22 protein-coding genes and 1 riboswitch are annotated in these 25,760 nt (G+C 50.1%); of the genes, 8 read left to right on the forward strand and 14 right to left on the reverse strand.

Annotated elements, in window-relative coordinates; genetic code table 11:
* Positions 1-81 precede the first annotated feature (81 nt).
* From metF to L0Y31_RS00090, 4 genes are all read right to left on the reverse strand, one after another.
* The gene (gene metF / locus L0Y31_RS00075) at positions 82-1,041 is read right to left on the reverse strand and encodes a methylenetetrahydrofolate reductase [NAD(P)H] (RefSeq protein ID WP_234735025.1); all 960 of its coding nucleotides are present in this window, start codon (positions 1,039-1,041) and stop codon (positions 82-84) included.
* A 173-nt stretch (positions 1,042-1,214) separates the two neighbouring features.
* Positions 1,215-1,868 (reverse strand): response regulator transcription factor, encoded by a 654-nt coding sequence (locus L0Y31_RS00080; protein WP_234735026.1) that lies wholly within the window; start codon positions 1,866-1,868, stop codon positions 1,215-1,217.
* Between the two features lie 155 nt (positions 1,869-2,023).
* On the reverse strand, positions 2,024-5,821 hold the full coding sequence (gene metH / locus L0Y31_RS00085) for a methionine synthase (protein ID WP_234735027.1): 3,798 nt from the start codon (positions 5,819-5,821) through the stop codon (positions 2,024-2,026).
* Positions 5,822-5,931: 110 nt separating this feature from the next.
* Positions 5,932-6,037: riboswitch (SAM riboswitch) on the reverse strand.
* A gap of 88 nt (positions 6,038-6,125) precedes the next feature.
* Entirely contained in the window at positions 6,126-7,226 is a 1,101-nt protein-coding gene (locus L0Y31_RS00090) for an SGNH/GDSL hydrolase family protein (RefSeq protein WP_234735028.1), read from the reverse strand.
* A gap of 296 nt (positions 7,227-7,522) precedes the next feature.
* On the opposite strand from L0Y31_RS00090, the gene L0Y31_RS00095 reads away from it, so the two are divergent.
* Positions 7,523-8,410 carry a Ppx/GppA phosphatase family protein gene (locus tag L0Y31_RS00095; protein WP_234737083.1) on the forward strand — a complete coding sequence of 296 codons (888 nt, stop codon included), beginning with the start codon at positions 7,523-7,525 and terminating at the stop codon, positions 8,408-8,410.
* A gap of 153 nt (positions 8,411-8,563) precedes the next feature.
* Positions 8,564-9,505: a GNAT family N-acetyltransferase gene (locus L0Y31_RS00100; protein ID WP_234735029.1), complete on the forward strand. Its 942-nt coding sequence runs from the start codon at positions 8,564-8,566 to the stop codon at positions 9,503-9,505.
* Here the strand turns inward: L0Y31_RS00100 and L0Y31_RS00105 are convergent.
* The 7 genes from L0Y31_RS00105 to L0Y31_RS00135 form a co-directional block, all read right to left on the reverse strand.
* Positions 9,502-11,013 carry a lipopolysaccharide biosynthesis protein gene (locus L0Y31_RS00105; protein WP_234735030.1) on the reverse strand — a complete coding sequence of 504 codons (1,512 nt, stop codon included), beginning with the start codon at positions 11,011-11,013 and terminating at the stop codon, positions 9,502-9,504. The genes L0Y31_RS00100 and L0Y31_RS00105 overlap by 4 nt on opposite strands.
* A 1-nt stretch (position 11,014) precedes the next feature.
* Complete coding sequence (locus tag L0Y31_RS00110; protein ID WP_234735031.1) at positions 11,015-11,764, reverse strand: TylF/MycF/NovP-related O-methyltransferase; 750 nt, start codon at positions 11,762-11,764, stop codon at positions 11,015-11,017.
* 6 nt (positions 11,765-11,770) lie between these two features.
* The gene (locus L0Y31_RS00115) at positions 11,771-12,868 is read right to left on the reverse strand and encodes a glycosyltransferase (protein ID WP_234735032.1); all 1,098 of its coding nucleotides are present in this window, start codon (positions 12,866-12,868) and stop codon (positions 11,771-11,773) included.
* A 4-nt stretch (positions 12,869-12,872) separates the two neighbouring features.
* On the reverse strand, positions 12,873-13,604 hold the full coding sequence (locus L0Y31_RS00120; RefSeq protein WP_234735033.1) for a class I SAM-dependent methyltransferase: 732 nt from the start codon (positions 13,602-13,604) through the stop codon (positions 12,873-12,875).
* Positions 13,601-14,707 (reverse strand): non-hydrolyzing UDP-N-acetylglucosamine 2-epimerase, encoded by a 1,107-nt coding sequence (gene wecB / locus L0Y31_RS00125; protein WP_234735034.1) that lies wholly within the window; start codon positions 14,705-14,707, stop codon positions 13,601-13,603. Before wecB ends, L0Y31_RS00120 begins: the two co-directional genes overlap by 4 nt.
* Position 14,708: 1 nt before the next feature.
* Positions 14,709-15,944: a glycosyltransferase family 4 protein gene (locus L0Y31_RS00130; protein ID WP_234735035.1), complete on the reverse strand. Its 1,236-nt coding sequence runs from the start codon at positions 15,942-15,944 to the stop codon at positions 14,709-14,711.
* 99 nt (positions 15,945-16,043) lie between these two features.
* Positions 16,044-16,907, reverse strand: a complete 864-nt coding sequence (locus L0Y31_RS00135) for a class I SAM-dependent methyltransferase (RefSeq protein ID WP_234735036.1) — start codon at positions 16,905-16,907, stop codon at positions 16,044-16,046.
* A 12-nt stretch (positions 16,908-16,919) separates the two neighbouring features.
* Here L0Y31_RS00135 and L0Y31_RS00140 point away from each other — a divergent pair, with 12 nt between their 5' ends.
* The 5 genes from L0Y31_RS00140 to pfkA all read left to right on the forward strand — a co-directional run bounded on the left by L0Y31_RS00140 (position 16,920) and on the right by pfkA (position 21,679).
* A complete protein-coding gene (locus L0Y31_RS00140; protein ID WP_310587122.1) occupies positions 16,920-17,852 on the forward strand; it encodes an FkbM family methyltransferase in 933 nt (310 codons plus the stop codon).
* The gene (locus L0Y31_RS00145) at positions 17,837-19,105 is read left to right on the forward strand and encodes a glycosyltransferase family 4 protein (RefSeq protein WP_234735037.1); all 1,269 of its coding nucleotides are present in this window, start codon (positions 17,837-17,839) and stop codon (positions 19,103-19,105) included. Before L0Y31_RS00140 ends, L0Y31_RS00145 begins: the two co-directional genes overlap by 16 nt.
* 1 nt (position 19,106) lies before the next feature.
* Positions 19,107-19,856: a glycosyltransferase family 2 protein gene (locus L0Y31_RS00150; RefSeq protein ID WP_234735038.1), complete on the forward strand. Its 750-nt coding sequence runs from the start codon at positions 19,107-19,109 to the stop codon at positions 19,854-19,856.
* A gap of 20 nt (positions 19,857-19,876) precedes the next feature.
* The gene (locus L0Y31_RS00155) at positions 19,877-20,572 is read left to right on the forward strand and encodes a phosphatase PAP2 family protein (protein ID WP_234735039.1); all 696 of its coding nucleotides are present in this window, start codon (positions 19,877-19,879) and stop codon (positions 20,570-20,572) included.
* Positions 20,573-20,704: 132 nt separating this feature from the next.
* Positions 20,705-21,679 carry a 6-phosphofructokinase gene (gene pfkA, locus L0Y31_RS00160; RefSeq protein WP_234735040.1) on the forward strand — a complete coding sequence of 325 codons (975 nt, stop codon included), beginning with the start codon at positions 20,705-20,707 and terminating at the stop codon, positions 21,677-21,679.
* Between the two features lies 1 nt (position 21,680).
* On the opposite strand, the gene L0Y31_RS00165 is transcribed toward pfkA, so the two are convergent.
* Positions 21,681-22,451: a YdcF family protein gene (locus L0Y31_RS00165; RefSeq protein WP_234735041.1), complete on the reverse strand. Its 771-nt coding sequence runs from the start codon at positions 22,449-22,451 to the stop codon at positions 21,681-21,683.
* A gap of 77 nt (positions 22,452-22,528) precedes the next feature.
* Here L0Y31_RS00165 and L0Y31_RS00170 point away from each other — a divergent pair, with 77 nt between their 5' ends.
* Complete coding sequence (locus L0Y31_RS00170; protein WP_234735042.1) at positions 22,529-23,983, forward strand: redoxin domain-containing protein; 1,455 nt, start codon at positions 22,529-22,531, stop codon at positions 23,981-23,983.
* 49 nt (positions 23,984-24,032) lie between these two features.
* On the opposite strand, the gene L0Y31_RS00175 is transcribed toward L0Y31_RS00170, so the two are convergent.
* Together L0Y31_RS00175 and L0Y31_RS00180 are read right to left on the reverse strand one after the other, a co-directional pair.
* Positions 24,033-24,647: a hypothetical protein gene (locus tag L0Y31_RS00175; RefSeq protein ID WP_234735043.1), complete on the reverse strand. Its 615-nt coding sequence runs from the start codon at positions 24,645-24,647 to the stop codon at positions 24,033-24,035.
* Between the two features lie 134 nt (positions 24,648-24,781).
* The gene (locus L0Y31_RS00180) at positions 24,782-25,729 is read right to left on the reverse strand and encodes a DUF58 domain-containing protein (protein ID WP_407084049.1); all 948 of its coding nucleotides are present in this window, start codon (positions 25,727-25,729) and stop codon (positions 24,782-24,784) included.
* Positions 25,730-25,760 lie beyond the last annotated feature (31 nt).

Below are 25,760 nucleotides of genomic sequence, written 5' to 3' on the forward strand. Positions count from 1 at the left end.
GAGTTGATTGGTTAGATTCCTGATTATTTAGGGTATAAAGCACAGAATCCTTTCTGCTTACTGCGTTAACCGATAACTCGTTTAAAATACTTCACGGGCAATTTTCGTGATGTTGTCTGATTTGCCCATTGTATAAAAATGCAGCACGGGCGCACCCTTAGCCATCAACTCACGGCACTGCTGAACGCACCATTCAATGCCTACCTGACGCGCCTGCTGGTCATTTTCGCAGGCTTTCACGGCCCCAACCAAATCTTCGGGCATGTGGAGGTAAAAAATACTCGGCAATACATCCAGTTGCCTGCGCGTACTGAGCGGCTTCAGCCCCGGAATAATGGGAACGGTAATGCCCGCAGCACGGCATTGATCGACAAAGGCAAAATATTTCGCATTGTCAAAAAACATTTGCGTGACAATGTATTCAGCTCCGTTATCGATCTTTTGCTTTAGGTAGCGCATATCCGTCTCCGAGTCGATGGCCTCGAAGTGCTTCTCGGGATAGGCCGCTACCCCGATGCAAAAATCCGTCGGGCTCAGCGCCGTTTCCCCTTCGTGCAGGTAAATACCGCGATTCATGTCGCATACCTGCGCAACCAACTCACTGGCGTAGCTATGGCCGTTTTCCTTGGGCTTAAAATCCTTGTAAGGCTTTGCCGGATCGCCCCGCAGCACCAGCACATTATCGATTCCAAGGTATTGTAAATCAATCAGAAAATCTTCCGTTTCACCTTTTGTAAAGCCCCCGCAAAGTACGTGCGGCACGGGATCAACCCCGAAGCGATGCATGATGGCCGAGCAGATGCCAACGGTGCCGGGGCGTTTCCGGGTAACAATTTTTTTGATCGTCCCGTCTGGTTCTGGCCGTTCAATGTATTCCTCCCGGTGGTAGGTTACATCGATGAACGGAGGCTTAAACTCCATCAACGGCTCAATATTATCCAGCAGATTTTTCAAATTGTCGCCTTTGATAGGCGGAATTACTTCCAGGCTAAAGATGGTTTTACCAGCCGCTCTGCGAATATGTTCAGTAATCTTGGTCATTTGCGATCAGAAAAGATCCCAAAACGCTTCTACGCGTTATATTTTGGGCAGGACAAATTTAGAGGATAATGCGCGATAACTGGCTGCATTCCCTCCTTGATTCCCGTTTTTTCGGGATAAAAATTTCAGTGTCCTTTTTCAGTACAGGCAGACCTCCTCTGAAGGCTTCGTATTTACTTTTGCAACTTAAAAAAGCCCCAGCGAATCGCGGCAATCGCCATCCCTACCCGACTTTTTACGTTCATTTTTTCAAAAAGCGATTCCCGGTAGCCGTCCACCGTGCGGGGGCTGACGCACATTTTATCTGCAATCTGGGCGTAAGTCAAATCGCTGCACGCCATTTTCAGAAATTCATGCTCCCGACCGCTGAATTTGAAATAGGCCGTCGGCGCATCATTTTTTGCAGGATCCAGAACTTTCACCAATCGTTCGGTTAACGAAGCCGAGTAATGATAGCCTTTGGTACACACGTCATCCAGCGCCTGCCGTAGTTCCGCCGGACGACAGATTTTTAACAAATAGCCCCGCGCGCCGCTCTGAACCATGCGAACGACGTGATCTTCCTGATCCATCATGGATAAAGCAATGACCTTGATATCGGGGAAATTCTGCTTTAGATAAGCTGCGGTTGTGAAGCCGTCCATCTCGGGCATATGGACATCAAGCAACACGAGCTGAGGCCGGTCGCCCCGATTCAGGTATTTTAGCAGGTCCCGCCCGTGTTCAGCTACAATAGTGACTTCGTAATTATCGAATTTTTGCACCAGATCCGACAAACTGTAGGCAAATAGCCGATGATCATCAACAATCGCGATAGAGGTTTTCACATAAATAGCTTTTGAGGTAAGTGTCTGGAACTTACGGGAAATAGCCCCTTAAGTCAAATACTTGTTCATCTATTTATGGAACGTGATTATTTCTAGGAAATAGTCAATTTTAGAAGCTGTCCTAGAGGTGTTAACCACCTCTAGGACAGTTATTTTCAGGCGTCGTAACTTAAAACGGGAGCCAACCAGCGTTCCACATCCTCCACGCTCATGTTTTTCCGTTGCGCATAGTCATGTACCTGGTCTTTATTGATCTTGCCGGTAGCAAAATACTTCGATTCAGGGTGCGAAAAGTAAAACCCACTCACCGACGAAGCCGGATACATGGCAAAACTTTCGGTTAGCTTGATGTCGATTTTACCCGCGTCCAGCAAATCAAAAAGCGTCGCTTTTTCCGTATGATCCGGGCAGGCCGGATAGCCGGGAGCGGGACGGATTCCTTGGTAATCTTCTTTAATCAGCTGTTCGTTGGAGAGTTGCTCATTGGTTGCATAGGGCCAAAATTCCTTCCGAACCCGCTCATGCATCAGCTCCGCAAAAGCTTCGGCCAGCCGGTCGGCCAGGGCCTTCACCATGATGCTGTTGTAATCGTCGTGGTCACGCTCATACTGCTCCAGTAAGGTTTCGATGCCAATACCAGCCGTAACGGCAAAGCCACCGATGTAGTCTTCCCGCCCACTTTCCAAAGGCGCAATAAAATCGGACAGGCAGAAGTTAGGCAACCCCGGTGCTTTCTGGTTTTGCTGACGGATAAAGTGTAAAACGGCTTTGGTGTCGTATACTAACTCCCCGGCCTGCCCTAAATCCAGCTTCCCCTGCCCGTTGACGTTCGCTTGCTGGCGGCTCAGTTTATATTCCAGATGCGTATGCGACCCGTGCCGCTCACAAGGAATCTGCCTAACAACTTCCTCAAAATCATGCAATAAAACGTCGTCCTCCGTTGAGTTAGCGGGAAAGAACCCAACCACTGCCTTGGCTTTCAGGAGCTTTTTATCGATGATTTCCTGCAAAAGCTGCTGCGCATCGTCGAACAGCTTCTTCGCTTCGTTTCCTACCACGGCATCCTCGAAAATCTTCGGGTATTTTCCGTGCAGCTGCCAGGTCTGGAAAAACGGAGTCCAGTCAATGTATTTGGCAATGTCGGCCAGCGAATAATCGTCAAAGTACCGATTACCCAGGAAAGTGGGTTTGGTTGGTTCAAAATCTGCCCAGTTGATCGCTACGCGGTTGGCGCGCGCTTTTTCAATCGTCAGCGTTGTTTTATCTTTTTGCCGCTTGGCATGATCGGCGCGTAGTTTGACGTACTCGGCTTTAATTTCCTGGAAAATCAGATCGCGCGTTTCAGAGGCTTCACTCGTCAAACGCCCGGCAACCGGCACGCTTCGGCTGGCATCCAGCACGTGAATGACCGGTCCCGAATAATGCGGATCAATTTTTACGGCGGTATGAATCCGGGACGTTGTTGCCCCGCCAATCAGCAACGGCACCTTGAAGCCCTGCCGCTCCATTTCTTTGGCTACGCCGACCATTTCATCCAGTGACGGCGTAATCAAGCCACTCAAGCCGATGATATCGACATTGTGTTTCTTGGCCTCTTCCAGGATTTTCTGGGTCGGCACCATCACCCCTAAATCGATGATTTCGTAGTTGTTACAGCCCAGGACAACGCCCACAATGTTTTTTCCAATATCATGCACATCGCCTTTCACGGTGGCCATCAGGATTTTCCCAACGGCTCTGGCCCCCTCCGATTTCTCCGCTTCGATGTAGGGAAGCAAGTAAGCCACCGCTTTTTTCATCACCCGCGCCGATTTCACGACCTGCGGCAGAAACATTTTTCCTTCGCCAAACAGATCGCCAACGACGTTCATGCCATCCATCAACGGGCCTTCAATGACCTGCAAAGGACGGTCGAATTGCTGACGTGCCTCCTCTACATCCTGGTCGATGTAGTCGGTAATGCCTTTCACCAGGGCGTGTTTCAACCGTAAACCGACCGGTTCCAGCCGCCAGCTTTCATCCTGAACGATTTCTTTGCCTTTCGCCTTCACGGTTTCGGCAAACTCAACCAGTCGCTCCGTCGCATCCTGGCGACGATTTAGCAGCACGTCTTCGCAGCGTTCGAGTAGATCTTTCGGAATTTCGTCGTACACGCCCAATTGTCCGGCGTTGACGATGCCCATGTCCAAACCCGCTTTGATGGCGTGGTAGAGAAAAGCCGAGTGCATGGCTTCGCGGACCACCTCATTGCCCCGGAACGAGAACGAGATATTAGACACCCCACCCGACACTTTCGCTAACGGCAGGTTTTCCTTGATCCAGCGCGTAGCGTTGATAAAATCAACCGCGTAATTGTTATGTTCTTCGATCCCCGTCGCAACCGTCAGGATGTTCGGGTCGAAAATAATGTCCTGAGGGGCAAAGCCAACCTGATCGACCATAATTCGGTAAGCCCGCTCACAAATTTCAATCCGACGCTCGTAGTTATCGGCCTGACCTTGTTCGTCAAAAGCCATTACTACAACCGCCGCCCCGTATCGATTAACCAGCTTAGCCCGTTGAATAAACGCTTCTTCGCCTTCTTTGAGCGAAATAGAGTTGACGATGGCTTTGCCCTGGACGCATTTCAAACCGGCCTCGATCACCTCCCACTTCGAAGAGTCGATCATGATGGGCACCCGGGCAATATCCGGTTCAGCCGCAATCAGGTTCAGGAAGGTGGTCATGGCTTCCACCGAATCCAGCATTCCTTCGTCCATGTTAATATCGATGACCTGCGCCCCGTTCTCCACCTGTTGCCGGGCGACCGACAAAGCAGCATCGTAATCACCGGATTTAATCAGTCGGGCAAAGGCTTTCGAACCGGTTACGTTGGTCCGCTCCCCGATGTTGACGAAATTGGTGGTTTCTGTAATTTTCAGAGGTTCCAGACCCGACAGTTTCTGGTAAGGTTCCGGCTGTGGCTTAGGGCGGGGCTGGTAGTTGGCCGCTACCTGGGCGATGGCCTGGATGTGATCCGGCGTCGATCCGCAGCATCCCCCGACAATATTGACAAAGCCTTCTTTGATAAAGTCCTCAATCTGAGCGGCCATGCTCTCCGGCGTTTCGTCGTACTCGCCAAACTCATTCGGCAAACCCGCGTTGGGATAGGCCGATGTAAAGAACGGCGACTCTTTGGCCAGCGTCTGCACGTAGGGGCGCATCAGCTCGGCCCCCAGCGCACAGTTTAGCCCCACACTCAGGAGCGGCAAATGAGAAACGGAATACAAAAAGGCCTCCGTCGTCTGTCCCGACAAAGTCCGACCCGACGCATCGGTAATCGTCCCGGAAACCATGATAGGCAATGGTTCCCGCCTGGTGTCTACAAAATATTTGTCAATGGCAAACAGCGCGGCTTTGGCGTTGAGCGTATCGAAAATCGTTTCGACCAGCAACAGGTCCGAACCGCCTTCGACCAGTCCCCGCACCTGCTCGTAGTACGAATCCACCAGTTGATCAAACGTGATGGCGCGGTAACCTGGATTGTTCACATCCGGCGAAAGCGAAGCCGTGCGGTTGGTGGGTCCCATAGCCCCGGCTACGAAGCGGGGCTTGGCGGGATTTTGCCGCGTGAACTCCACGGTCGTTTCTTTAGCAATCCGCGCCGATTCGTAATTCAACTCATACGCCAAATCCTCCATGTGGTAGTCGGCCATCGCGATGGATGTACTGCTGAAGGTGTTGGTTTCCAGAATATCCGATCCCGCTGCTAAGTATTGCCGATGAATCTCCTGAATAATATGCGGTTGGGTAATGGACAGCAAGTCGTTGTTTCCCTTCACGTCATGCGGCCAGTTCTGAAAACGTTCCCCCCGGTAATCCTCTTCTTCGAGTTTATAGCGTTGAATCATTGTCCCCATTGCTCCGTCGAGAATGAGAATCCGACGCTCCAGAAGGTCTTTTATCTTTTCCAAGTGTAATTATAGTTTTAAGCCCACCTAAACAGTTGATGATCAATCAAAAAACAGACAAGGGCTTATCGTCAGAAGAGGAAGTTGGCAGTTCGCCGCAGCGATCGACATTTCTCTTATCTCTCCCCGCCAGCGGAGCGGGGTGGAATGTGGCACCGTTCTAAAAAGGGGTTGCCAAGACATCGTTGGGTCCGATCCCTCCGTCTTTCTTGATAAGCTGTTGCAAAAATACACAAAGAGGCTTGTTTTGCCAAAATGATTATTTCGGACAGAACAAACCTCCCTGATTAAAATAACAAACTCGTTTCTAGCGCATTGTATCTGCTTTAGCGGTCGCATTGGCCGAAAGCATTTTATAAAGTGCGTCGCCTACCCGCTGGTTGACAAGGGGGCTGGCGTGCGCGTCGTTACGGCCCACAATCCGATCTTTAGGATCCAGGTCTTTGGTAACACTGCTCACTTCCAGAATGGGTACCTGCTGCTGCGCAAAATAGGTTTCTACAGGCTGGGTATACATTTTGGTTTTCTCGAAATTGTGCGAGAACGGAAAGATAACCACGAACAGACGAACGTTATTTTTCTTGCTATAATCCACAAAACGACTCAGATCGCGGATGTGGCTGTTCAGAATCGTTGTGTCGGTGTAAACACGTTTGGCGTAATCCTGATAAGGCGCGAAGTTTCCGTGCGGCAGTTGCCAGTAAATGTAGTTCAGGAGATAAGAGCGGGCAAATAAAGGCCGGGTCGGGCCAGGAACATCGGAGTAAGGCTCAAAGCCCTGGGGGACAACGCCTCCGTCCCGGGCGGCTTTCTCAATATCATTCGGAAAGTACTGCAACACCATCCAATCGGGCTTAACGCCGTATTTTTCAAAGCGTTCGTATTCATCCCGCGTATCTGATCCCGAAACCCCTAAATTATAGACTTCGTACTTATCCCCCAGCTTTTGGGCCAGGACATTGGAAAAGCGATCCTCTACATTCTTGATTCCGTGGCCCGCCGCAAAGGAGTCCCCAATGACCATTACTTTTGTTTTTCCCAGCGAATCGGCATGGTCTTCATCCCGGTATCCTTTTTCATTAACCGGGCTCCAATAGCGTTCAAACCAGATTTTTGAGGCCAGCGTGCTGTTTCCCTCGTGGCTCTGCGAAATGGTCATAAATACCATCTCCAGAAAAACCAGCAACACCAGCAGCGGCACAAACAGCGTGGCCACGTTAATCAGCCATTTCGGTGCTTTGGGATTCTTGACAATGTTGTAGTAAAAAATTCTCAGTAAATCGTAGAGGAAGAGAAATAAAACAACACCTTTGGCGAAGCGGATGTAGGCGTTGTCGAACAGGCCATGAAATGGATAGGAAAATGAAATTTTGAGTCGCTCGGGAAAAAACAGCAAAACTGCCAGCATGCTTATTAAAACAAGTCGCAGCAGGCTAGTAACTAATTTGGAGGTCATTGTATTTTAAATTGGTGGAAAAAGCAGGTATTCTTAGGGCGCCTTGATAAATTACCGGAAAAGTACAAACAAAGTGGCGCTATTCAAATGTTGTCTTCAGAAACCGAGCAATTGCTTGAGGGAAAGGCTGACGATTCTTTACCTTTATTTTTTGGATTGCTACGAAGAATGCGGTTGGCCTATTAGGCTGTTCAACCGCAAAAACACTATATTTGGCCGTTTTCATTTACTTTTTCGTTTACATTATTTTGAAACTAGCAGCCATTGATATCGGCTCCAACGCCGCCCGTTTGCAGATTTCAACCGTTCTGCACGTCGACGATGTGATTAGTTTTAAGCGCGTCGAGTATGTCCGCTTCCCGCTGCGTTTGGGGCATGATGTTTTTACATTTGGCAAACTTACTCCCGAGAGCGAAGCCCGAACCACCAAGCTGATGGAAGTTTATCGGCTCTTGATGGAATTACACGAAGTCGAAGACTACATGGCCTGCGCCACGTCGGCCATGCGTGAATCCCAGAACGGACACGAGGTAAGCGCCCGCATCAAGCAAGCAACCGGCATCGATATTCACATTATTGACGGCCAGAAAGAAGCGGAAATCATCAACAACGTGGTCGTCCAGGCGCTGGACGAGCGGCAGTATCTGCACATCGATGTAGGCGGTGGCAGCACCGAACTAAACGTATACCTGAATCGCCAGAAAGTTGCTTCTAAATCCTTTAAAATTGGTTCAGTACGGCTCCTGGAAGGAAAAGAAACCAAAGGCGCGTGGCAAAAAATGGAAAGCTGGATTAACGAAAATGTTGATAAAAGCCAGAAAATCATGGCGGTCGGTACCGGCGGAAACATCAACAAAATCTTTAATCTGGTCACTAAATTTTCCGACAATACCACCACGCTGGACGAGATTATCCGGATGAAAAATTACATCGCTGGCTTTAGTCTGGATGACCGGATCAACAAGCTTCGTCTGAATGCCGACCGGGCTGATGTGATTATCCCGGCGTCTGATATTTACATCTCGGTAATGCAGTGGGCGGGGGCCGCCAACATCATTGTTCCAGACTTAGGATTGCGGGATGGGATTATCCAGCTTGTCTATAATCGCTTGCTCAAGAAGCAGTCAAAAAAATAATCCTTCTTCGATTAGTCAATAAAAAACCCCAGTAAAATAATATTACTGGGGTTTCCTTTAGCATATTCTCTATCTATTTACTAAGTTTCTTGTGCGGTTTAGACACCCACAAAAAAATTTGGTCACATCTGATCTGAATATTTTCGTCATTTAATGCACAAAATTATACAACTGACTAATCCTCAAGCTGATCAGATTCCAAAATTTATAGAAAAAAACTTTTTATTTTTTCAGCCCCGTCATTTTCTTAATCAACCGGACTGTCCACTCCATTATTTTGCCGCTGTCAACCAGCATACCGGACTGGCAGAACTACACGGAATTTTATACGAACGGAATGGTTGGGCGATAAGTCCTTCGGCGGCTTCGTTCGGTGGAATTGAATTTCGGGACAATTTACCCACCAAGGTCTTAACGGATTTCATTCAGGCAATGATTTCCTTCTGCCGGGCCAACTCGTTGAAAGGGATTCGCCTGCTTTCTTATCCGTTTTGTTACGTGCCCAAAAACGCGCAGCTCCTGCACGAAGCACTTCTGGCGTCTGGTTATTGCGTCAGCTACGACGATCTCAATTATCACCTTCCCGTCACCAGCCAGCCATTGCTGAAATCGTTGTCGTCTTTCAAGCGCAATACACTTCGGAAAAGTAAACGGGCGGGATTTCACGGAGCGATCTGGCAACAACCTGACATTCATCAGTTGTTTGAATTTATTCGGCAAGCCCGTGAGCGGCGGGGCATTCCCCTTACCATTTCAGAAGAAAAACTAGGGAGCCTCATCCAGGATTTTCCCGACGTCTGCCACGTATTCGCGGTCTGGCAGCAAGATCGGCTGGCTGCAACTTCCGTAGGTATTCGCGTGGCCCCCGGCATTCTGTACCATTTTATGGGAGCTGATCACGGTGATTTTCTGGCGTATAGCCCTACAGTTTTGCTCGTCGAAACTTTATACAATTATTGCCAGGAAAATAACATTACACTTCTTGATCTGGGTACTGCCAGCAGCTACGGCGTCCGAAACGAAGGCTTAGCTTTCTTTAAACGACTTCTGGGGGGCCTGGAAAGTCCTAAATACGCCTACGAGCTGGCGTTTTAATTGACTGGCTTTCGCTTCGTGACCATCGCCCAGAAAGAAGCCACAATGTGATTGATGTCTTCAGAAACCCGCAGCAGTAAAATGAGGCCCACAAACAAGCCCGTTAAAACGGCCGAGCGAAAGACAATACTGGTTAGCGTGAAAAATAAATCGCCCTGCCACTCCGGTAAAATCAGCGACACGAGGTACGTTACAATTAGCACAAATAAAGCTTTCAGCGCCGCCGTGGTGAATGGCAACATCTTGTAAAAAACCCAGACCAGTGACACCCGGCTTACAGTATACAGCAACGTGGTCAGTGCCGTCGCCAGGGCCGCGCCGTTAAACCCATACAGCGGAATCAGGTAGGAATTGGCGGCGATGGCTACCAGCGCCATCACAATAACCAGGTAGGTCGAATAGCGAAAATGCTTGGAATAAGTAATCATTTCGGCGTTCAGGCCCATCGCCATATCGATCAGCTTCGAGAGCGAAATAAACAAAACCACCCATTTCCCCTGGCTGTATAAATCGGCTTTGGGCAAGACGCCGAGAATGCCGTCGATGTTGGTAAAAACCAGCAAAAAGGCCAAACCGCCTACCAAAAGCTGGTTCAAGGATGATTTGCGGTACAACTCGAGCACGTGCGTCCAGTTTTCTTCCCGGATGGAGTTCGCCAGCAAAGGCGTTGAAATCTGGGTAATGGATTTACGGGGAATTTCGATGATCCCGGCGATGTAGGTCGCAATGATGAAAATAGCCGTTTCTTTCAGCCCTTCACCGTGCGACAGCATAGTCCGGTCAATCAGCATCACCAGATTAATTCCAACCCCGCCCATCACGATAAATAGGCCGTAATAGACCATTTGCCGAAACATGCCGTTACGTAGCTGGCCGAAGTCAAAGCGCAGTGAAAACCGCCCGAGGTGCGCAATATAAAATAGTAGAATAATAACCGCTGATCCATAAGACGCTACCAGCAGATAGATCATCAGGTCAAAACTGTACCAACCCAGCCCAAATAGCAGGACAATAAATACGTTCGCCAGCTTTAAATACACCTCCCGCACAAAAGTTGGAATGGCAATGCGGGCATTGTTTCGGCAATAGGCTTCCAGCACGACCAGATAAATCCAGAAAATAGTCAGCGGAACGACCAAAGCATGGTACGGAATCAACTCCGGTGATTTGGCGGAGAAATAATTCTGGATTTGTTCTTCAAACAGGAAGTAGGCAAGCGTAAACAGGGCAACGCCAATCAGAGGAAACGACAGCAGAAAGCCCAGAAAACCATTGTGTTTGGTTTTGTCATCCCGGAAATAACTGAAAAACCGGTCGCCGATAAAGGGCGTTCCCAAGTGCGCAAAAGCTGCAAAAACCAGGCTGTTTTCCAGCAGGATACGCGAAATAGCCAACTGGTGGGGCTCCAGGAATTCGGGCGAAACCAGAAGCTGGTTTACAATGCCAATCGCAACGCCAATGTAGGCCCCCAGACTGGCTTTGAGGCTCTGGCGAATAATGATTCCCATTTTACAGTTTTACAGCCATGCGGCCCGTATAGTCGATCCGGTTGAGCAGCAACGGAATGTTGTTTTCGGCAAAGTACTGATCAACCGCTTTGCGCGCTCCATGCCAGTGGCCGTAGTCGTCAATAATCAAGACACCACCTTTGGCCAAACGCGGGTACAAGTGCACCAATTCATGATAAGTCGATTCGTACCAGTCGGTGTCCAGTCGCAGCAAGGCGATTGTTTCGGGTAATACCTGCGGAATTGTGTCCTCCACTTTCCCTTTGACGTACTGAATCTGCGCTGCCGGGTAAGCCGTCCGACCCATATTCTGCTGCACGTCGGGCAAGTCGGCCAGGCATTTATCGCGACCATCCCAGGTTTCGAACGCCTGGTCGCCCACAAAGTTGACGTCATTTTCGGTTGGCTCGCTCATGCCCTCGAACGTATCGTACAGATACAATTTCCGGTTGGTTTGCTTTTCGGCTAGTAGCGTCAAGGCACTCATCATCGAACTACCACCCCGCCAGACACCACATTCGACAAAATCCCCCTCGATTCTGGCTTTCAGCACGTATTGCACCGCCTGATGCAGCGCGAACAGCCGCTCCTGCGAAGTCATGGTATAGGGGCGACACTGCTCATACAAGCGCATAAACGCTTTTTCGCCCGTCATGTCGGCTTGTTTCAACTGCTCATCTTTCAAGCGGGTAACGCCGTAGCCGAAGCGGTTGGCGAGACTGATGATGCTTTTTCTAAGACCTTTTGTCATTCTATTTTAAAAAAGAATCGCCTTTAACTTGTCAATCTGCTGGTGCATTTCGTAGTCCCGTTCCATTTTTCGGCGGGCCTCCTGCCCCATTTCAGCCGCCCGGTTCGGATTACCAAGCAACTCAATGATGTATTTTGCCATGCCATCAACATCGCCTTCCTCAACCAAATAGCCCGTTTTTTCGTGTTCAACGGCTTCTTTAATTCCAGCGTGTCGCGTACTGACAATTGGCAGTCCGGCGGCGGAGGCTTCCAGAACCGTGTTGGGTGTCCCTTCTGAATCACCGTTTTCGGGATTGACGACCGAGTGCTGAACAAACAGCCGCGCTTTGCGGTGCCATTCGGCAATTTCATCCGCGGTCTTCACGCCCAGAAACTGCACGGCATGACGCAGTTGCAATTTGTCCACCAGCTTTTTACAGGTCTCCAGCAGTTCGCCGCTGCCAATCATGACCAGCTGGGCGTCGGGGTGCGTTTCCAGTACTTTATCGAAAGCCTGGATCGTTAAATGCGGCGCTTTTTTACCTGCAAAACGCCCAACGGCCAGCACAATTTTATCGGCTTTTTCGGGTGCCGCCCCGTAAAATTTCTCAACGTCAACGCCGTATGGATTGAGCTTCACCTTTTCGGCACTGGCTCCCAACTGAATCAACTGCTCGGCCATATCGCCCGAAACAGCTATAATCGCTTTGGCCTGCGCGAACAGTTTTTTATAATCGTCTTTGTTTTCCTCAATTGTTGGTCGATACGAAGCATCAAAACCGTGAAAATGAACCACCAAAGGTACATTGGCTTTGCGGCAGGCATCCATCACGCCACAACCCGTCGGCCCGTATTCAGCCAGCAGCACGTCGGGTTTCTGCTCGTTCAGATATGCCGTCAGCGCCCGGGTGTAAAAAGCGGGATACAGGGCTGGAATCACCCGTTTTATCCCAACCCGCACCGGCTCGGCCAGCGGCATATGAATAATGCTTTCGCCTTCTTTATTTTGATACGGTCGCCAGCCACCCGTCAGCGTCAGGGCCGGATCCAGGTATTTCAGGTGGTTATAGATGAAAGTCTCCGGGTAGTTATTCGCGTTTGGATAGGCAATGCAAAGTTTCATACGCTTATATTTTCCTTCCAACAACCAGGTACGTACAAGCGTCTTTATCGCGCGTTTCCTGCGAAGTCGTTTTATCGAATAACTGAATCAATAACTGCATCAGAAACGTAAAAGGCGGCCAGGCCCATTTTGGTATCTTAAACAAGAAACCGTCCTGAAACAGTTGCAAACCCATCGCCGAGCGGCCAATAATTCCCCGAAAAGCAACCACCTCAAACCCATTTCTAGCCACAATTTTCTGCAAACCCGCCGAAGTCCAGCGCCAAAAATCCGTTGGATCGGGATGATACATCCAGTAACCATGCGTTGTGAGCAACAGCGTTCCACCCGGTTTCAGAATGCGGCAAGCTTCCCGCAGATAGCCTTCGGGGTCTTCAACGTGTTCCAACACTTGCGTCGACAACACCACATCAACCTGATTATCGGCCATTTGAATCCGGCTGTCGGAGCCAATGTGTACTTCGGCGTGCGGGTTCCAGGCCAGATCAATGCCCAGATAGTTGACATTTTCCGGCGGAAACAAGGATACATACGGCTTCGTCCCGCACCCAAAATCAGCCAGCGTAATGCGACCCGAGCGAGTCAATGGGTCCACAAACGACGTTTTGGCGTATTGCACCAGTTCGCGCAGTTTTGTCAGGTAATACCGCCGGGGATTGGCCAGACCGGGTTTGATCCGGTAATGTTCTTCCGGATTGTCGGGCAGGGCTTCGGTGCGAACGCTGGTGTCACTCATGCCGGTTCCTGATAAGTCTCGTTAATAAAGGCCGCAATTCGTCCGGCCGCCTGGCCGTCCCACAATTGCGGAATCTGGCCTTGCTTGGCTTTACCATCCAGGATTTCCAAGACTTTTTCGTGCACCGTTACTGAATTCAGATCAGCCAGCAACTGGTTTGTTCCAACCTCTACCGTCACGGGGCGTTCGGTGCTGTCGCGGAAGGTCAGACAAGGCACTTGCAGGTAAGTCGTTTCTTCCTGAATCCCGCCCGAATCGGTCACGATAATGGCGGCATTTTCCATCAGGTTCAGGAATTCCAAGTAGCCTTGTGGTTCCAGCAAACGCAGGTTCGGAATGGCCGTTAAGCGCTCCCAAAGTTCGAAGCGTTTCAGGTTGTTTTCGGTACGTGGGTGAATCGGGAAAAGCACCGTTTTGTAGACCGCAGTATCTTCCACAATCTGCACAATGCTTTGCAAGCCGCCTTCGGCATCTACGTTGGCGGGCCGGTGCATGGTCATAACCACGTAGCTTTTCGGCTCCAGACCCATCTGCCCAACGGTGTTCAATTCGGCGGCTTTTTTGCGGTAGTGCACGAGCGAATCGATCATGACGTTACCGACAAAATGTACTTTCTGATCGTTCACACCTTCCCGTTTCAGATTGTCCAGTCCGGCCTGTTCCGTCACAAAAAGATGATCCGAAATGCTGTCGGTCAGAATGCGGTTGATTTCTTCGGGCATCCGACGGTCACCACTGCGTAAACCCGCCTCCACGTGAACCACCGGAATGTGCATTTTCACGGCGACCAACGCACAGGCAATCGTCGAGGTCACGTCGCCCACCACCAGAATGACATCGGGTTTTTCCGTTTCCACCACCTGCTCAAATTCCAGCATGATCCGTGCCGTTTGCTGCGCGTGCGAGCCGCCCCCAATGCCGAGAAAATAGTCTGGCTTAGGCAATTCGAGCTGGTTGAAAAACACATCGCTCATCTTGGCGTCGTAATGCTGGCCGGTATGAACGATTTTCGACTGAATTTGCGGGTATTGCTGAAAAGCCCGGTGCAGCGGTGCGACTTTCATGAAGTTGGGCCGCGCACCCACAATATTTAAAATTTTCATCTCAGGTTGTTACGTTAGGCTGGTGTTTCCGCCCCGTGGCGTACTCAAACGCCCGTACGTATTCTTGCAGCACTTTATGGATATTTACTTCGTCGCGAATAATTTGTAACGACCGTTCGCCGAACGCCTTCACTTTTTTTGGATCAGCCAGCAGCGAATCGATGGTTTGAGTCAAGCTATCAGCGTCGCCATTCTGGAAATAATAGCCGTTCTGGCCCTCACGCACCAGCCGTTTTTCGGTTCCATCAGCCACCGAACAAACCACGGGTTTGGCAAAACACATGGCGTCGTTGATCGACAGCCCGCCCATCCCCGCCAGCACATAAATGGCCGACGCGTGCAGATAACGACCCAGCGACACGGCATCGTAAACGCCGCCGACAAACTTCACCCGGTCAGCTACGCCCCGCTTTTCCGCGTGTTGCTTCAGCTTCTCCTCCTCCGGTCCGTATCCAACCACCACCAGTTCGATGCCGGGGTATTTGGCCTGTAAGCGCTGTACTGTGTCGATGATCAAATCAACGCGTTTCCACTTCACCAGCCGACCCACGTGGACCAGCCGATAGGGATTGGGCGGCAGAATCAGGTCTTCGTATCGAACCTGCTCGTAGGCTTTCAGCAGTTCGTCGGTGTCGGGCGAATTTGACGTAATGAAGATTTTTTCCTGCGGAATGCCGTAGCTGCCAATGATTTGCCGCGCTTCGTCGGTGTAATAAATATGAGCCGCCGCCCGGCGCAGATACACCCGACGGACAGCGGTTACGCCCAGAAACCAAAGGTAGCCTTTCAGGCTCATGTTGGTACTCAGGCTGAAATCTTCGTTCAGGTTGTGGCCGCCGTAGTAGTACTCTTTGACTTTGCCCCAGGTCGGAATATTGAACGGAATATCGCGGTTGATCAGCTTGATGCCGGTCGCTTTGAACCAGCCCCAGAACTCGGTACTCATCGCGAAATGCAGAATATACGGCCAGTTGACAATTAGTACGTCCGGCTTTTCTTTTTCCAGAACTTCCTGAATCCCGCGCAGAAATGGTTTTTTATACCAAGTTTTGTATTCTTCCAATTCATACAACCGGAATTGGCGGCTCGATGTGTCTTCGTGTACGCCCGACCCAAGGCTCGCGCTTCGCTGGCCCGGTTTGATTAAAGCCACCTCGACGCCATACTCCGTCACCAGTTTATTTAAAACCAGCGTGAAGTAGTGCGGCAACCCAGCCATTAAGAAGCAAACTTTCATTTTATCTAGTTGCCCAAAATTGAATTTTGCAAAGGTACAAAATTTACCCCACCTTGCCTTTTCCTTTTTCGGGCGATCAGCCCAGGTCTAACGGCGCTTTTAGCGCAAATACGGATTAGGCGGAAATCTCAGCAGCTTATAACCCTGTTCCTCTAGCTTTTGCAGGACGCCGGAAGTTGGCGTTTTCTTGAAAATAACCACTGAATACGCCTCCGGCGGAACAAGCGTAGTAGCCGTTAATAAATTTCTGATTTGGATCTTACGCTGTTGTTTCTCAATGGTTGCAGCGGCCCCGACGTTGCCGGGATTGAACCCTTTATACGCCATCATCGGCAGGCCCAGCGAACACGCCATTTTTTCAAATTCCCGGATGGAAATTTTGTGCACGTAGTTGCCTACGACCTCAAACGAATACTGGTTTTTCCAGATTTTTCGCAGCAAACCCGTATCGATTCGGTCCAGAATATTCCGTATAAAGAGCAGAATCGGCATCTGAATCACGGGGTCCACCGGTTCCTGGATAACAACCGCTTCTCGACATACGCGCAACATTTCGTAGAAACCAATGGCCGGGCGCGGAAAATGATGGTAGGCTTCCTTGCAAAACACGTAATCGAACGAATTATCCGCAAACGACAGCTTTTCCACGTTTTCAACCGAATACTGCCGGATTAGCCCCGCCTCTTTCACCCGCTCCAGAATGGAATCGGTCAAGTCGCTGGCAACCGCCTCACAACGCTGGCGCAGAAAATAGGCCGCATCGGCGCCGTAGAGATCGCCGACCGTTAGCACCGACGTTCCCGGCTGAATCAGCGGCTGCGTCAGTTGCCAGAATTGCTGGTGAATGAAATGTCCTACCGTTCCTTCCTGAAACAGGGAATAATCGGCACCGCCCGCTTCCAGACCCGCCGATACGCGCTTGATGTGGTCTTCATGGGCTTTGTAACTATCGTTTGTAATCATGTCCAACACAACGTGCAAGGATACAAAGGTAGAACGGAGTTGCGACGTATTTACGATTCAGCCGACTTTTTAGCCATCCGCACCGCTATTTTCCCAGTAGGGCAAGTGCGGCGGTTTCCGTACTTTTGCGCCATGCTCTTATTTCGCTTTTTGTTTAAAGATGCTTTCCGGGCACTCATTTCACCGACTGGCCGCACTTTTCTTTGGCTGTTGCTGGTTTATGGAGGTCGTAAACGCTTCTCCCGCCAGCTTGTTCGCTTTAGCCGCTATCAGCTCGAAGTGCCTGACGCGCTGTCTTTTGTCTGGCAGTACAAAGAAATTTATACCGACGAACTCTACTATTTCAAGCCGGGCAGCAGCCAGCCTGTAATCATCGACTGCGGAGCTAACATTGGCATGAGCGTGACTTATTTCCGTGAACGTTACCCACAAGCCCGCATCATCACGTTTGAGGCGGACCCGGTGATTGGGAAAATCCTGCAACAAAACCTGCAAACGAACGGCATTTCGGGCGTTGAAGTCGTGAACAAAGCGGTCTGGACCGACGATCAAGGCGTTTCGTTTGGTAGCGAAGCGGCTGATTCTTCGTCTATTTTTTCGACCGAAACCAAAAATATTGTTCCTTCAGTTCGATTGCGGGATTACCTGCTCCGCGAATCTCGCATTGATTTATTAAAAATTGACATTGAAGGTGCCGAAACCGCCGTGCTGGAAGACTGCCGCGACGTGCTCAATCGAGTTAACCACCTTTTTGTGGAATTTCATTCGTACATCGGTCATCCGCAAACGCTGGCGACCGTCATGACGATTCTGGAGGAAGCGGGTTTCCGGTATTATCTGGACACCAACCAGCACCGCCGCCGTTCGCCGTTCATTGATTTTCGCTATCCGGGTAGTGCCGTGATGGATTTACAGCTAAATATCCATGCATGGCGCGAAAACTGAATATCCTGCAACTAAGCACCTATCATACATCGGGTGGCGCAGGCATTGCGGCTAGACGGCTTAACGAAGCGCTTGTGCGGGCGGGTCAGAATTCCTGGATGCTGGTTCCGCAAACGGACCGTCCCGAGCCTCACGTGGCCGGACTGGCCGAAACAACGCTAGAACGAAAAATGGCCTTTGCGCGCTTTGCACTGGATCGCCTGAGCTTCTGGCCTTACGAAAAAAGCAAAGCCGAGCGGTTTGCCTTTTCGCCAGCGCGGGTCGGTACGGACATTAGCCGCCATCCGCTGGTACAGCAGGCCGACATTCTGCACCTGCACTGGACACAGTTTGGTTTTCTTGGCTTGTCAGACATGAGCAAGCTCTTCCGACTTGGTAAACCCGTTGTCTGGACCTTGCATGATATGTGGGCGTTTACGGGCGGTTGCCATTATAGTCGGGGTTGTGCGCATTACCAAACCCACTGTCACCACTGCCCTTTTCTTCGCAATCCGGGAGCGCATGACTTGTCGTATCGCCTCTTCGAGAAGAAGGTCGAGCTTTACCACAACGCACCCCTGACGTTTGTAACCCCTAGTAAATGGCTTTCTAAGTCATTAAAAGTTAGCCATCTTGGTCAACCCTTTCCGGTGCATGTCTTACCGAACCCCATTGATTCTAACCGGTTCCAACCGGCGCAGGATCGGCAGGTAGTTCGGCGGCAACTGGGTTTGCCCCTCGACAAAAAACTACTTTTGTTTGGCAGCTTCAACACGCAGGACCCGCGCAAGGGATTTCGTTACATCCAGGAGGCGCTGCAATTACAGAAAGATCGATTACCAGACACAGAAATTGTTATTTTTGGCAAATCAAATCCAGAAATAGTCAATGCCCTGCCGCTGCCCGTCACGAACCTGGGTTCGATTACTTCGGAAGAAAAAATGATTGCTGTCTATCAGGCCGCCGACGTCTTGCTCATTCCCTCGTTGGAAGATAATTTTCCAAATACCATCATCGAATCGCTGGCCTGCGGTACGCCGGTTCTGGGATTTCGGACGGGCGGGATTCCAGAGCAGATTATGCATCGGCAGACCGGCTATCTGGCGCAGCTTGCCTCTGCCGAGGATTTGGCGCAGGGGTTGCACTGGCTCCTAACCCAGGCCGATCTGCCCATCATGCGGCAAAATGCGGCGCGCCACATCCATTCGTGGTTAAGCTACGAAGCGATGGCTTCTGAGTTTACGGAGCTTTACCAAAACCTGCTTAAAGCCTGATATGCCCAAACTTTCCATTATCACCGTCACGTACAACGCCGAGCGCTATCTGGAACGGACCATCCGAAGCATCCTGGCCAATGGTCAGAGACCAGAGGTTGAATATCTGGTGATCGACGGGGCCTCGAAAGACGGAACCTTAGGGATTATCCGACAATATGAAGTTGTCATTCAACGCTGGATTTCTGAATCTGACCGGGGTTTGTACGATGCCATGAACAAAGGATTGCAGGCTGCCACGGGGGAGTATGTCTGGTTTTTGAACGCGGGCGATGAAGTCCACGACAGCCAGGTTATTCCACAGCTACTCCGGGCTATCGATACGCAGCAGGCCGACGTGTATTACAGCGACGCCCTTTTCGTGAATGAGTCAGGACAGCCCGTTGGCCTTCGCTCCGAAATAACCCCGCATCGCTTGCCTAAAAACCTAACCTGGCGGGACATGGACATGGGTATGAAAGTATGTCATCAGGCGTTTATTGCCCGACGAATCATAGCACCCCAATACCCCATCGATAATCTCAGCGCTGATATTGACTGGGAAATTCGCTGTCTGAAAGCGGCTAATAAAATTGTTTATCTACCTTTCATCCTCTGTAAGTACCTGACCGGCGGACTCTCGGTGCAGCGGCATCGCCAATCGCTCATTGATCGCTTTAAGGTACTGGCCACGCATTTTGGCACCGTTCCCACTTTGTGGAATCACGCCCGGATCGTGATCAGAGCGGCTCGTAAACGACTGAATACCTGATTCTTTTACCAACGTTATTTATGTCCCTACAAAACATTCATCTTAAGTTTCCGCTTCTTCTTCTGTTCTGGCTCACGTTGCTTCGCACGTTTGCCCAACCCATTGCCACTGATACGACTGCTTTTGAACGAAATAGTCTTCAGCACCGTATTCCATTAAAGGCGTTCATTATTCCTTCCGTCCTGATTGGTGGTGGTGTAGCCTTGCTGGATAGCCGCACCCGCGAGCCTTTCCAGACCATGAATGTTGTCACCCACCTCGACGATTATCTGGTTGTTAGTCCGTATGCTTTGCGAGTAGGTTTGCAGGTTGCCGGCGTCAAACCCAATATCAAGCTGGGCGATGAAATTGCCGTTACGATTGTGGCAAACGTGCTGGCAGGCGGCGTTACCGAAGGGCTGAAGCGAACGGTTGGCTCCCTCCGCCCGAATGGCGAAGACCGAAAATCGTTTCCTTCTGGCCACGCTGCCATTTCATTTACCGGTGCGGAGCTGCTGCACCAGGCTTATCGGCATAAAAGTCCCTGGATTAGCGTGGCCGGGTATACCTTAGCAACGGCAACCAGCGTTTTACGAGTAGCCAATCTACATCACCACTGGGGCGACGTATTAGCCGGCGCCGGAATCGGAATTGCTTCTGTTAAACTAACTTATCTTGCTTATCCACTCGTAAAAAAGCAGTTTAGCCGACACAGGAAGCAACGTGTTAAAGATTAATCTTCGATGAATTTTCCATTTCCTTGAAGAGATTTGTCGATTAATACCAAAATGAAAATAAATTTGCGGCTCATTTAGGAGAAACCAACGATTCTTCTTTTGTATATCCTGAACTTAAAATAGAATTAAATCATGAAGCGTATAGCTGTTTTTACTTCCGGCGGTGACGCACCTGGTATGAATGCCTGCATCCGGGCAGTTGTTCGGGGGGCAGTTTACCATGGAATCGAAGTGTTCGGCGTTCGGCGGGGCTACAACGGAATGATAAACGGCGATATTTTCCAGATGACCTCTCATTCGGTTAGCAACATTGTTCAACGGGGCGGTACGATTCTGAAATCGGCCCGAAGCAAGGAGTTTATGACACCCGAAGGTCGCCGCAAAGCATTTGAACAACTGCAAAAAAATAATATTGAAGGGCTGGTAGCGATTGGTGGAAACGGTACGTTTACAGGTGCCACCATTTTCTACGACGAATTTGGCATTCCAACCGTTGGTGCGCCGGGAACCATTGACAATGACCTGTACGGAACCGATCACACCATTGGCTTCGATACCGCCGTCAATACCGCCCTGGAAGCCATCGACAAAATTCGGGATACAGCCGATTCCCACGACCGCGTATTTTTCATCGAGGTAATGGGCCGCGACTCCGGTTACATCGCAATTCAGTCCGGTATTGCCGGGGGCGCTGAGATGGTGATGGTTCCGGAAGTACTAACTCCCATTCCCGAAGTTATTGAAACGCTCAAACAAGGCTGGAGCCGCTCCAAGTCTTCGTCGATCATCATTGTGGCCGAAGGCGACGAAGAAGGAAACGCCGCCGAGGTTGCGGAAAAAATCCGTTTGCACGTTGGCTCAGGAGTCGATATGCGGGTAACGACGCTCGGACACATCCAGCGGGGTGGTGTTCCTACGGCCTATGACCGCATTCTGGCGAGCCGGCTTGGTCTGGGCGCGCTGGAAGGCTTGATGAATGGGGAAAAGAACGTAATGGCGGGCGTCGTCAACAACGAGTTGGTTTACACGCCTTTCCGCGATACCATTCGTTTGCCCAAACCAATCAGTGAGGACATGCTGCGGATGGTGCGTATCCTGAGCGTATAGCTCAGGCGTAGCCCATTAGCTTGTAAACGACGTACCCGACTAGCTCACGTAAGAGCTGGTAGCTGTCCCGGAAGGCCCCTTCAGAAGGTAGAATAAGGTTATCCGGCGTATAAAGCCGCTGTTGGCCCATTATATCGGCGGAGTAAGGTACAACCTGGATTTGCTGTTTCTGAAAACAAGCCACCGCTCGTTGCATATGAAAGGCGGACGTGATCAGAACATATTCATTATCAGAGAACTTTTGACGGAGAATTGCCGCTGTAAAACGGGCATTTTCGTAGGTATTCAGGGATTTATTCTCCAGAATAATGGCATTCGCCGGAATGCCGCCTGCCTGTAGAAATTGCGCGGTTAATTTTCCCTCATTAGCGATCTCACGCGGAATAATTGGATCTCCGCCGCCGCTAATCAGGATTTTCTGGATTAGTCCCGCTTTGTACAACAAGAGCGCCTGCCCCATCCGATCGGCGTGATCGGCTAAAAAAATCCGGTTGAACGGTTTAATATCCGAGCGCATAATTCCTCCCGTCAGCACAATACCAATTCGAGGCTTTGTGGTCTTCGCCAGCGTGGTGGGCGGCACCTCCCACCACAGGGCAATTTCATTACTCAGAAATCCATTCCCCAATAAAAACCAGAGTCCAATCCCAAGCTGTAGCCAGCGGCGGCGATACCGCGGATTCTTCACCAACAACGCAGCCAGTAAGGTAATGGTTAGCAGCCCAGCGGGCATGATGATGTAATACAGAACTTTAGACAAAAAGAAGAACATGAGAAATGCAGTAATCGGGAATTCTATCGTTTAAAAAGGGTAAATTTGTACGTAAAATCTTACATCAACTAGTCAGGATGTCAAACTTTCATCGAATTTGTTTAACAGTCTTCTTTATCGGTTACTCCGCCTTGACGATGGCGCAGGCTCCTGCCGCCAGTCACCGCATTAGTGCCCATCTGAAAGGACTCTCCAATAAGACCGCTTACCTGGCGAATTACTTTGGCCCTACGCAGTACATCCCACGCGACACGGCCCAGTCGGATGCCGAAGGACGCCTCCTGTTCGATGGAGCCAACACATTGCCGGAAGGTCTTTACATGATTGTGGTTGACGCCAAGCCCGTGATGCAGTTGGTTATTGGTGAGCAGAATTTCTCGTTTGAAGCCGACACAGCCGACATCGTTGGAACAATCAAGTTTGCAGCTCCCGGCGAAAGCGCTCTTTTCTACGATTATCAGAAATTTCTGCAAAAGCAATATAAGCAAATTACGGCCATTCGGAATCAGAACGGAGCAAATAATCAGACACAGATTGCCGCCCTTCAGAAAGAGTCTAACACTTACCGCACGGATTTTATTAAGAAAAACCCCAAGTCTCTGACGGTGAAATTGCTGCAAGCGGTTGCCGAACCCGAGGTTCCACCGGCGCCAAAGCTTGCCAATGGCCGCCCCGACTCGCTTTTTGTGTTTAATTACTACAAATCGCACTTTTTCGACGGATTTGATTTCTCGGACGAACGCTTGCTCCGCTCTCCCTTTGTCCAACAAAAACTGGATCGTTACCTGAAAGAACTAACCGTGCAAACGGTCGATTCACTGATCAAAGAAGCGGATTACCTGGTTGGTCGGGCCAAGGCAAATAAAGAGATGCTTTCGTACACGATTTGGTACATTACCAATCAATACGAGCAGTCGAAAGTGATTGGACTGGACGGCGTTTTCGTGCACATGGCGGAGAAATATTACCTGACGGGTGTCATGCCGCTTTCGGACACGGCATCGCTGAGCAGCATTCGCAAACGGGCACAGATCCTGAAGCCTCTACTGGCCGGAAAAATCATTCCGAACATGAGCGCCCAGGATTCCCTGGGCCGTCCCCAGGCTCTGCACAGCGTTAAAGGCGAGTATGTGGTTGCTTTTATGTACGACCCCGATTGTGGACACTGCAAGGAATCGGCGCCCAAGCTGAAGAAATTTTTTGAAGATCACCGCGCCAAAGGCATGCAGGTATATGCCGTAGCGATCAACAACACCCCCGAGAAGTGGCGGCAATTTGTTCGGGAGCAGAAATTACAGGGCATGGTTCATGTGTATGGCCCTAGCTCCGGCATCAATTTTGAACAGAAATACGACGTTTATTCAACCCCAACAGTCTATTTTCTGGACAAAAACAAAAAAATTCTGGCGCGTCGTCTACCCGTTGAAGAGCTGGAAAGTTACTTCCAGTTTATGCAGCGGCAGCAGCCCGCCAAGCCAAAGGCACCTACCCCAACAGCCAAAGCGGGCAGTGCCGCAAGTACTAAAAAATAAAAGCGAGGGCCGGAGTTTTCCGGCCCTCGCTTTTAGAGAGAAAATGTTTTTAAATAAGGCCTATCAAGAGGATAATTGCCCCGACAATCAAGCCTACAACCCCAACAGTTGCCGCAGTTCCTGTGGCAAACAAGGTTAACAATAAACCGACAATGACGAAAACGGCACCAGCGGCTAGCAGCCCAGAATTGAGCATTGGCTTTTGTGGCGACTCAGGAGCCAGGTGCTTCTGAATCTTTTTGTCGAGCCGCTTAAGCATCATCCGCTCAACCATGTTCATTTTTTTAGGAGCAGCCGGAGCAGCGGCTACGTTGCTTTTGGCAGCGGCAGAAGTCAGTAACTCTTGCACACGAGCCATGCGCTTTTGAACCCGCTTGTCTTCCAACGCGGCGCTATTTTTGGCAATAGCGTCGTTCAGTTGCTGGATGTCCTGTGTCTTAACGACAGGAGCAGCCGCAGCAACGAGCGTAGGCTCTTCTACTTTTTCGACGGGAGCCGTTACCGCTTCAGCAACAACGGGCTGCGTAGCTGGCTTGGGAGTTTCCGCGGAGAACCGCTCAACTGGCATACGCTGATAAGTGGCATAAGGACGGCTACAAGAAGCAAAAAAGGCCGCAACCACAACTGTGGAAGCCAGTGCATAACGCTGGAATAATTTGTGCATACTAATAAAAGTTTTAAGTGGAACTCGAGAGCTTACACTAGCACAAACTACTTTTCGAAAAGATTGTTGATTATTTTATAAATAACCGACTAAACGACGCATGAATCATATCTCGTTACAATAAAGGCACGAAATTATTTCATTTTGCCTCGTTTCACCAGATACGCCGACAGGATCTGATCGAAGCCCTGCGCAATATCGGCCTCAATGAAGTCAATGCGGTACTGGCCACAGCGCAGTTTCAGTTCCTGGTAAAAGTTTTGAATGGCCTGCTGGTAGGAGTCGCGCACCTGATTAGGCTGTACTTTTACTTTTTCGCCGGTTTCCAGGTCGATGAATTCATACGGGCGCTCGTCGAAGGAGAAATCCTGCTCGGTTTTTTTATCCGTGACATGAAATAGCAAGACCTCGTGCAGGTTGTGCCGCAAATGCTGAAGCGCCGAAAACAGGTGCTCAGCCTCTGAGACATTTTCAAACATATCGCTAAAAATCACCACCAGCGAACGCTTATTAATTTTTTCGGCTAATTGGTGAATCACCGACGCGGCTGATGTTTTTTTAGGCTGCGGTGGCTGTTCCAACAGGTCATTCAGTTGAATGAACATTTTGTGAACGTGCGAGGGCGTCGATTTGACCGGTGTTTGAAGCTCGATATCTTCCGAGAAGGTGCAAAGGCTAACGGCATCCTTCTGACGTTGGAGCAAATAAGCCACACAGGCAGCAGCCATCACACTAAACGTAATTTTGCCGTAGGTGCCTTTTCCCAGATCGGGGTAATACATCGTTGACGATGTGTCGATTAATAAGTGGCAGCGGAGGTTGGTTTCTTCTTCGTAGCGTTTGACGAATACTTTTTCCGACTTGGCGTATACTTTCCAGTCGATGTGGCGGGTACTTTCGCCCGTGTTGTACAGCCGGTGTTCGGCAAACTCGACCGAAAAGCCGTGGAATGGCGATTTATGCAGCCCGGTAATGAACCCTTCAACCAACTGACGGGCCAGAAATTCGACGCTACCAAATTCTCTGATTTTCCGTAAATCAACCTGATTTTTCATAAAGCCCCGGCGAAAAAAATCAGACATGAGGCTGAAGTGTCTGTCACCTCATGTCTGG

It is taken from the genome of Tellurirhabdus bombi (genome assembly GCF_021484805.1).
GTDB lineage: Bacteria > Bacteroidota > Bacteroidia > Cytophagales > Spirosomataceae > Tellurirhabdus > Tellurirhabdus bombi.

What these genes read in the sequence shown, in the direction of transcription:
- metF (WP_234735025.1), bottom strand. Translation starts at nt 1,041, where the DNA reads ATGACCAAGATTACTGAACATATTCGCAGAGCGGCTGGTAAAACCATC.
- L0Y31_RS00090 (WP_234735028.1), bottom strand. Translation starts at nt 7,226, where the DNA reads ATGCTGGCAGTTTTGCTGTTTTTTCCCGAGCGACTCAAAATTTCATTT.
- L0Y31_RS00100 (WP_234735029.1), top strand. Translation starts at nt 8,564, where the DNA reads ATGCACAAAATTATACAACTGACTAATCCTCAAGCTGATCAGATTCCA.
- L0Y31_RS00105 (WP_234735030.1), bottom strand. Translation starts at nt 11,013, where the DNA reads ATGGGAATCATTATTCGCCAGAGCCTCAAAGCCAGTCTGGGGGCCTAC.
- L0Y31_RS00110 (WP_234735031.1), bottom strand. Translation starts at nt 11,764, where the DNA reads ATGACAAAAGGTCTTAGAAAAAGCATCATCAGTCTCGCCAACCGCTTC.
- L0Y31_RS00115 (WP_234735032.1), bottom strand. Translation starts at nt 12,868, where the DNA reads ATGAAACTTTGCATTGCCTATCCAAACGCGAATAACTACCCGGAGACT.
- L0Y31_RS00120 (WP_234735033.1), bottom strand. Translation starts at nt 13,604, where the DNA reads ATGAGTGACACCAGCGTTCGCACCGAAGCCCTGCCCGACAATCCGGAA.
- wecB (WP_234735034.1), bottom strand. Translation starts at nt 14,707, where the DNA reads ATGAAAATTTTAAATATTGTGGGTGCGCGGCCCAACTTCATGAAAGTC.
- L0Y31_RS00130 (WP_234735035.1), bottom strand. Translation starts at nt 15,944, where the DNA reads ATGAAAGTTTGCTTCTTAATGGCTGGGTTGCCGCACTACTTCACGCTG.
- L0Y31_RS00135 (WP_234735036.1), bottom strand. Translation starts at nt 16,907, where the DNA reads ATGATTACAAACGATAGTTACAAAGCCCATGAAGACCACATCAAGCGC.
- L0Y31_RS00145 (WP_234735037.1), top strand. Translation starts at nt 17,837, where the DNA reads ATGGCGCGAAAACTGAATATCCTGCAACTAAGCACCTATCATACATCG.
- L0Y31_RS00150 (WP_234735038.1), top strand. Translation starts at nt 19,107, where the DNA reads ATGCCCAAACTTTCCATTATCACCGTCACGTACAACGCCGAGCGCTAT.
- L0Y31_RS00155 (WP_234735039.1), top strand. Translation starts at nt 19,877, where the DNA reads ATGTCCCTACAAAACATTCATCTTAAGTTTCCGCTTCTTCTTCTGTTC.
- pfkA (WP_234735040.1), top strand. Translation starts at nt 20,705, where the DNA reads ATGAAGCGTATAGCTGTTTTTACTTCCGGCGGTGACGCACCTGGTATG.
- L0Y31_RS00165 (WP_234735041.1), bottom strand. Translation starts at nt 22,451, where the DNA reads ATGTTCTTCTTTTTGTCTAAAGTTCTGTATTACATCATCATGCCCGCT.
- L0Y31_RS00170 (WP_234735042.1), top strand. Translation starts at nt 22,529, where the DNA reads ATGTCAAACTTTCATCGAATTTGTTTAACAGTCTTCTTTATCGGTTAC.
- L0Y31_RS00175 (WP_234735043.1), bottom strand. Translation starts at nt 24,647, where the DNA reads ATGCACAAATTATTCCAGCGTTATGCACTGGCTTCCACAGTTGTGGTT.
- L0Y31_RS00180 (WP_407084049.1), bottom strand. Translation starts at nt 25,729, where the DNA reads ATGTCTGATTTTTTTCGCCGGGGCTTTATGAAAAATCAGGTTGATTTA.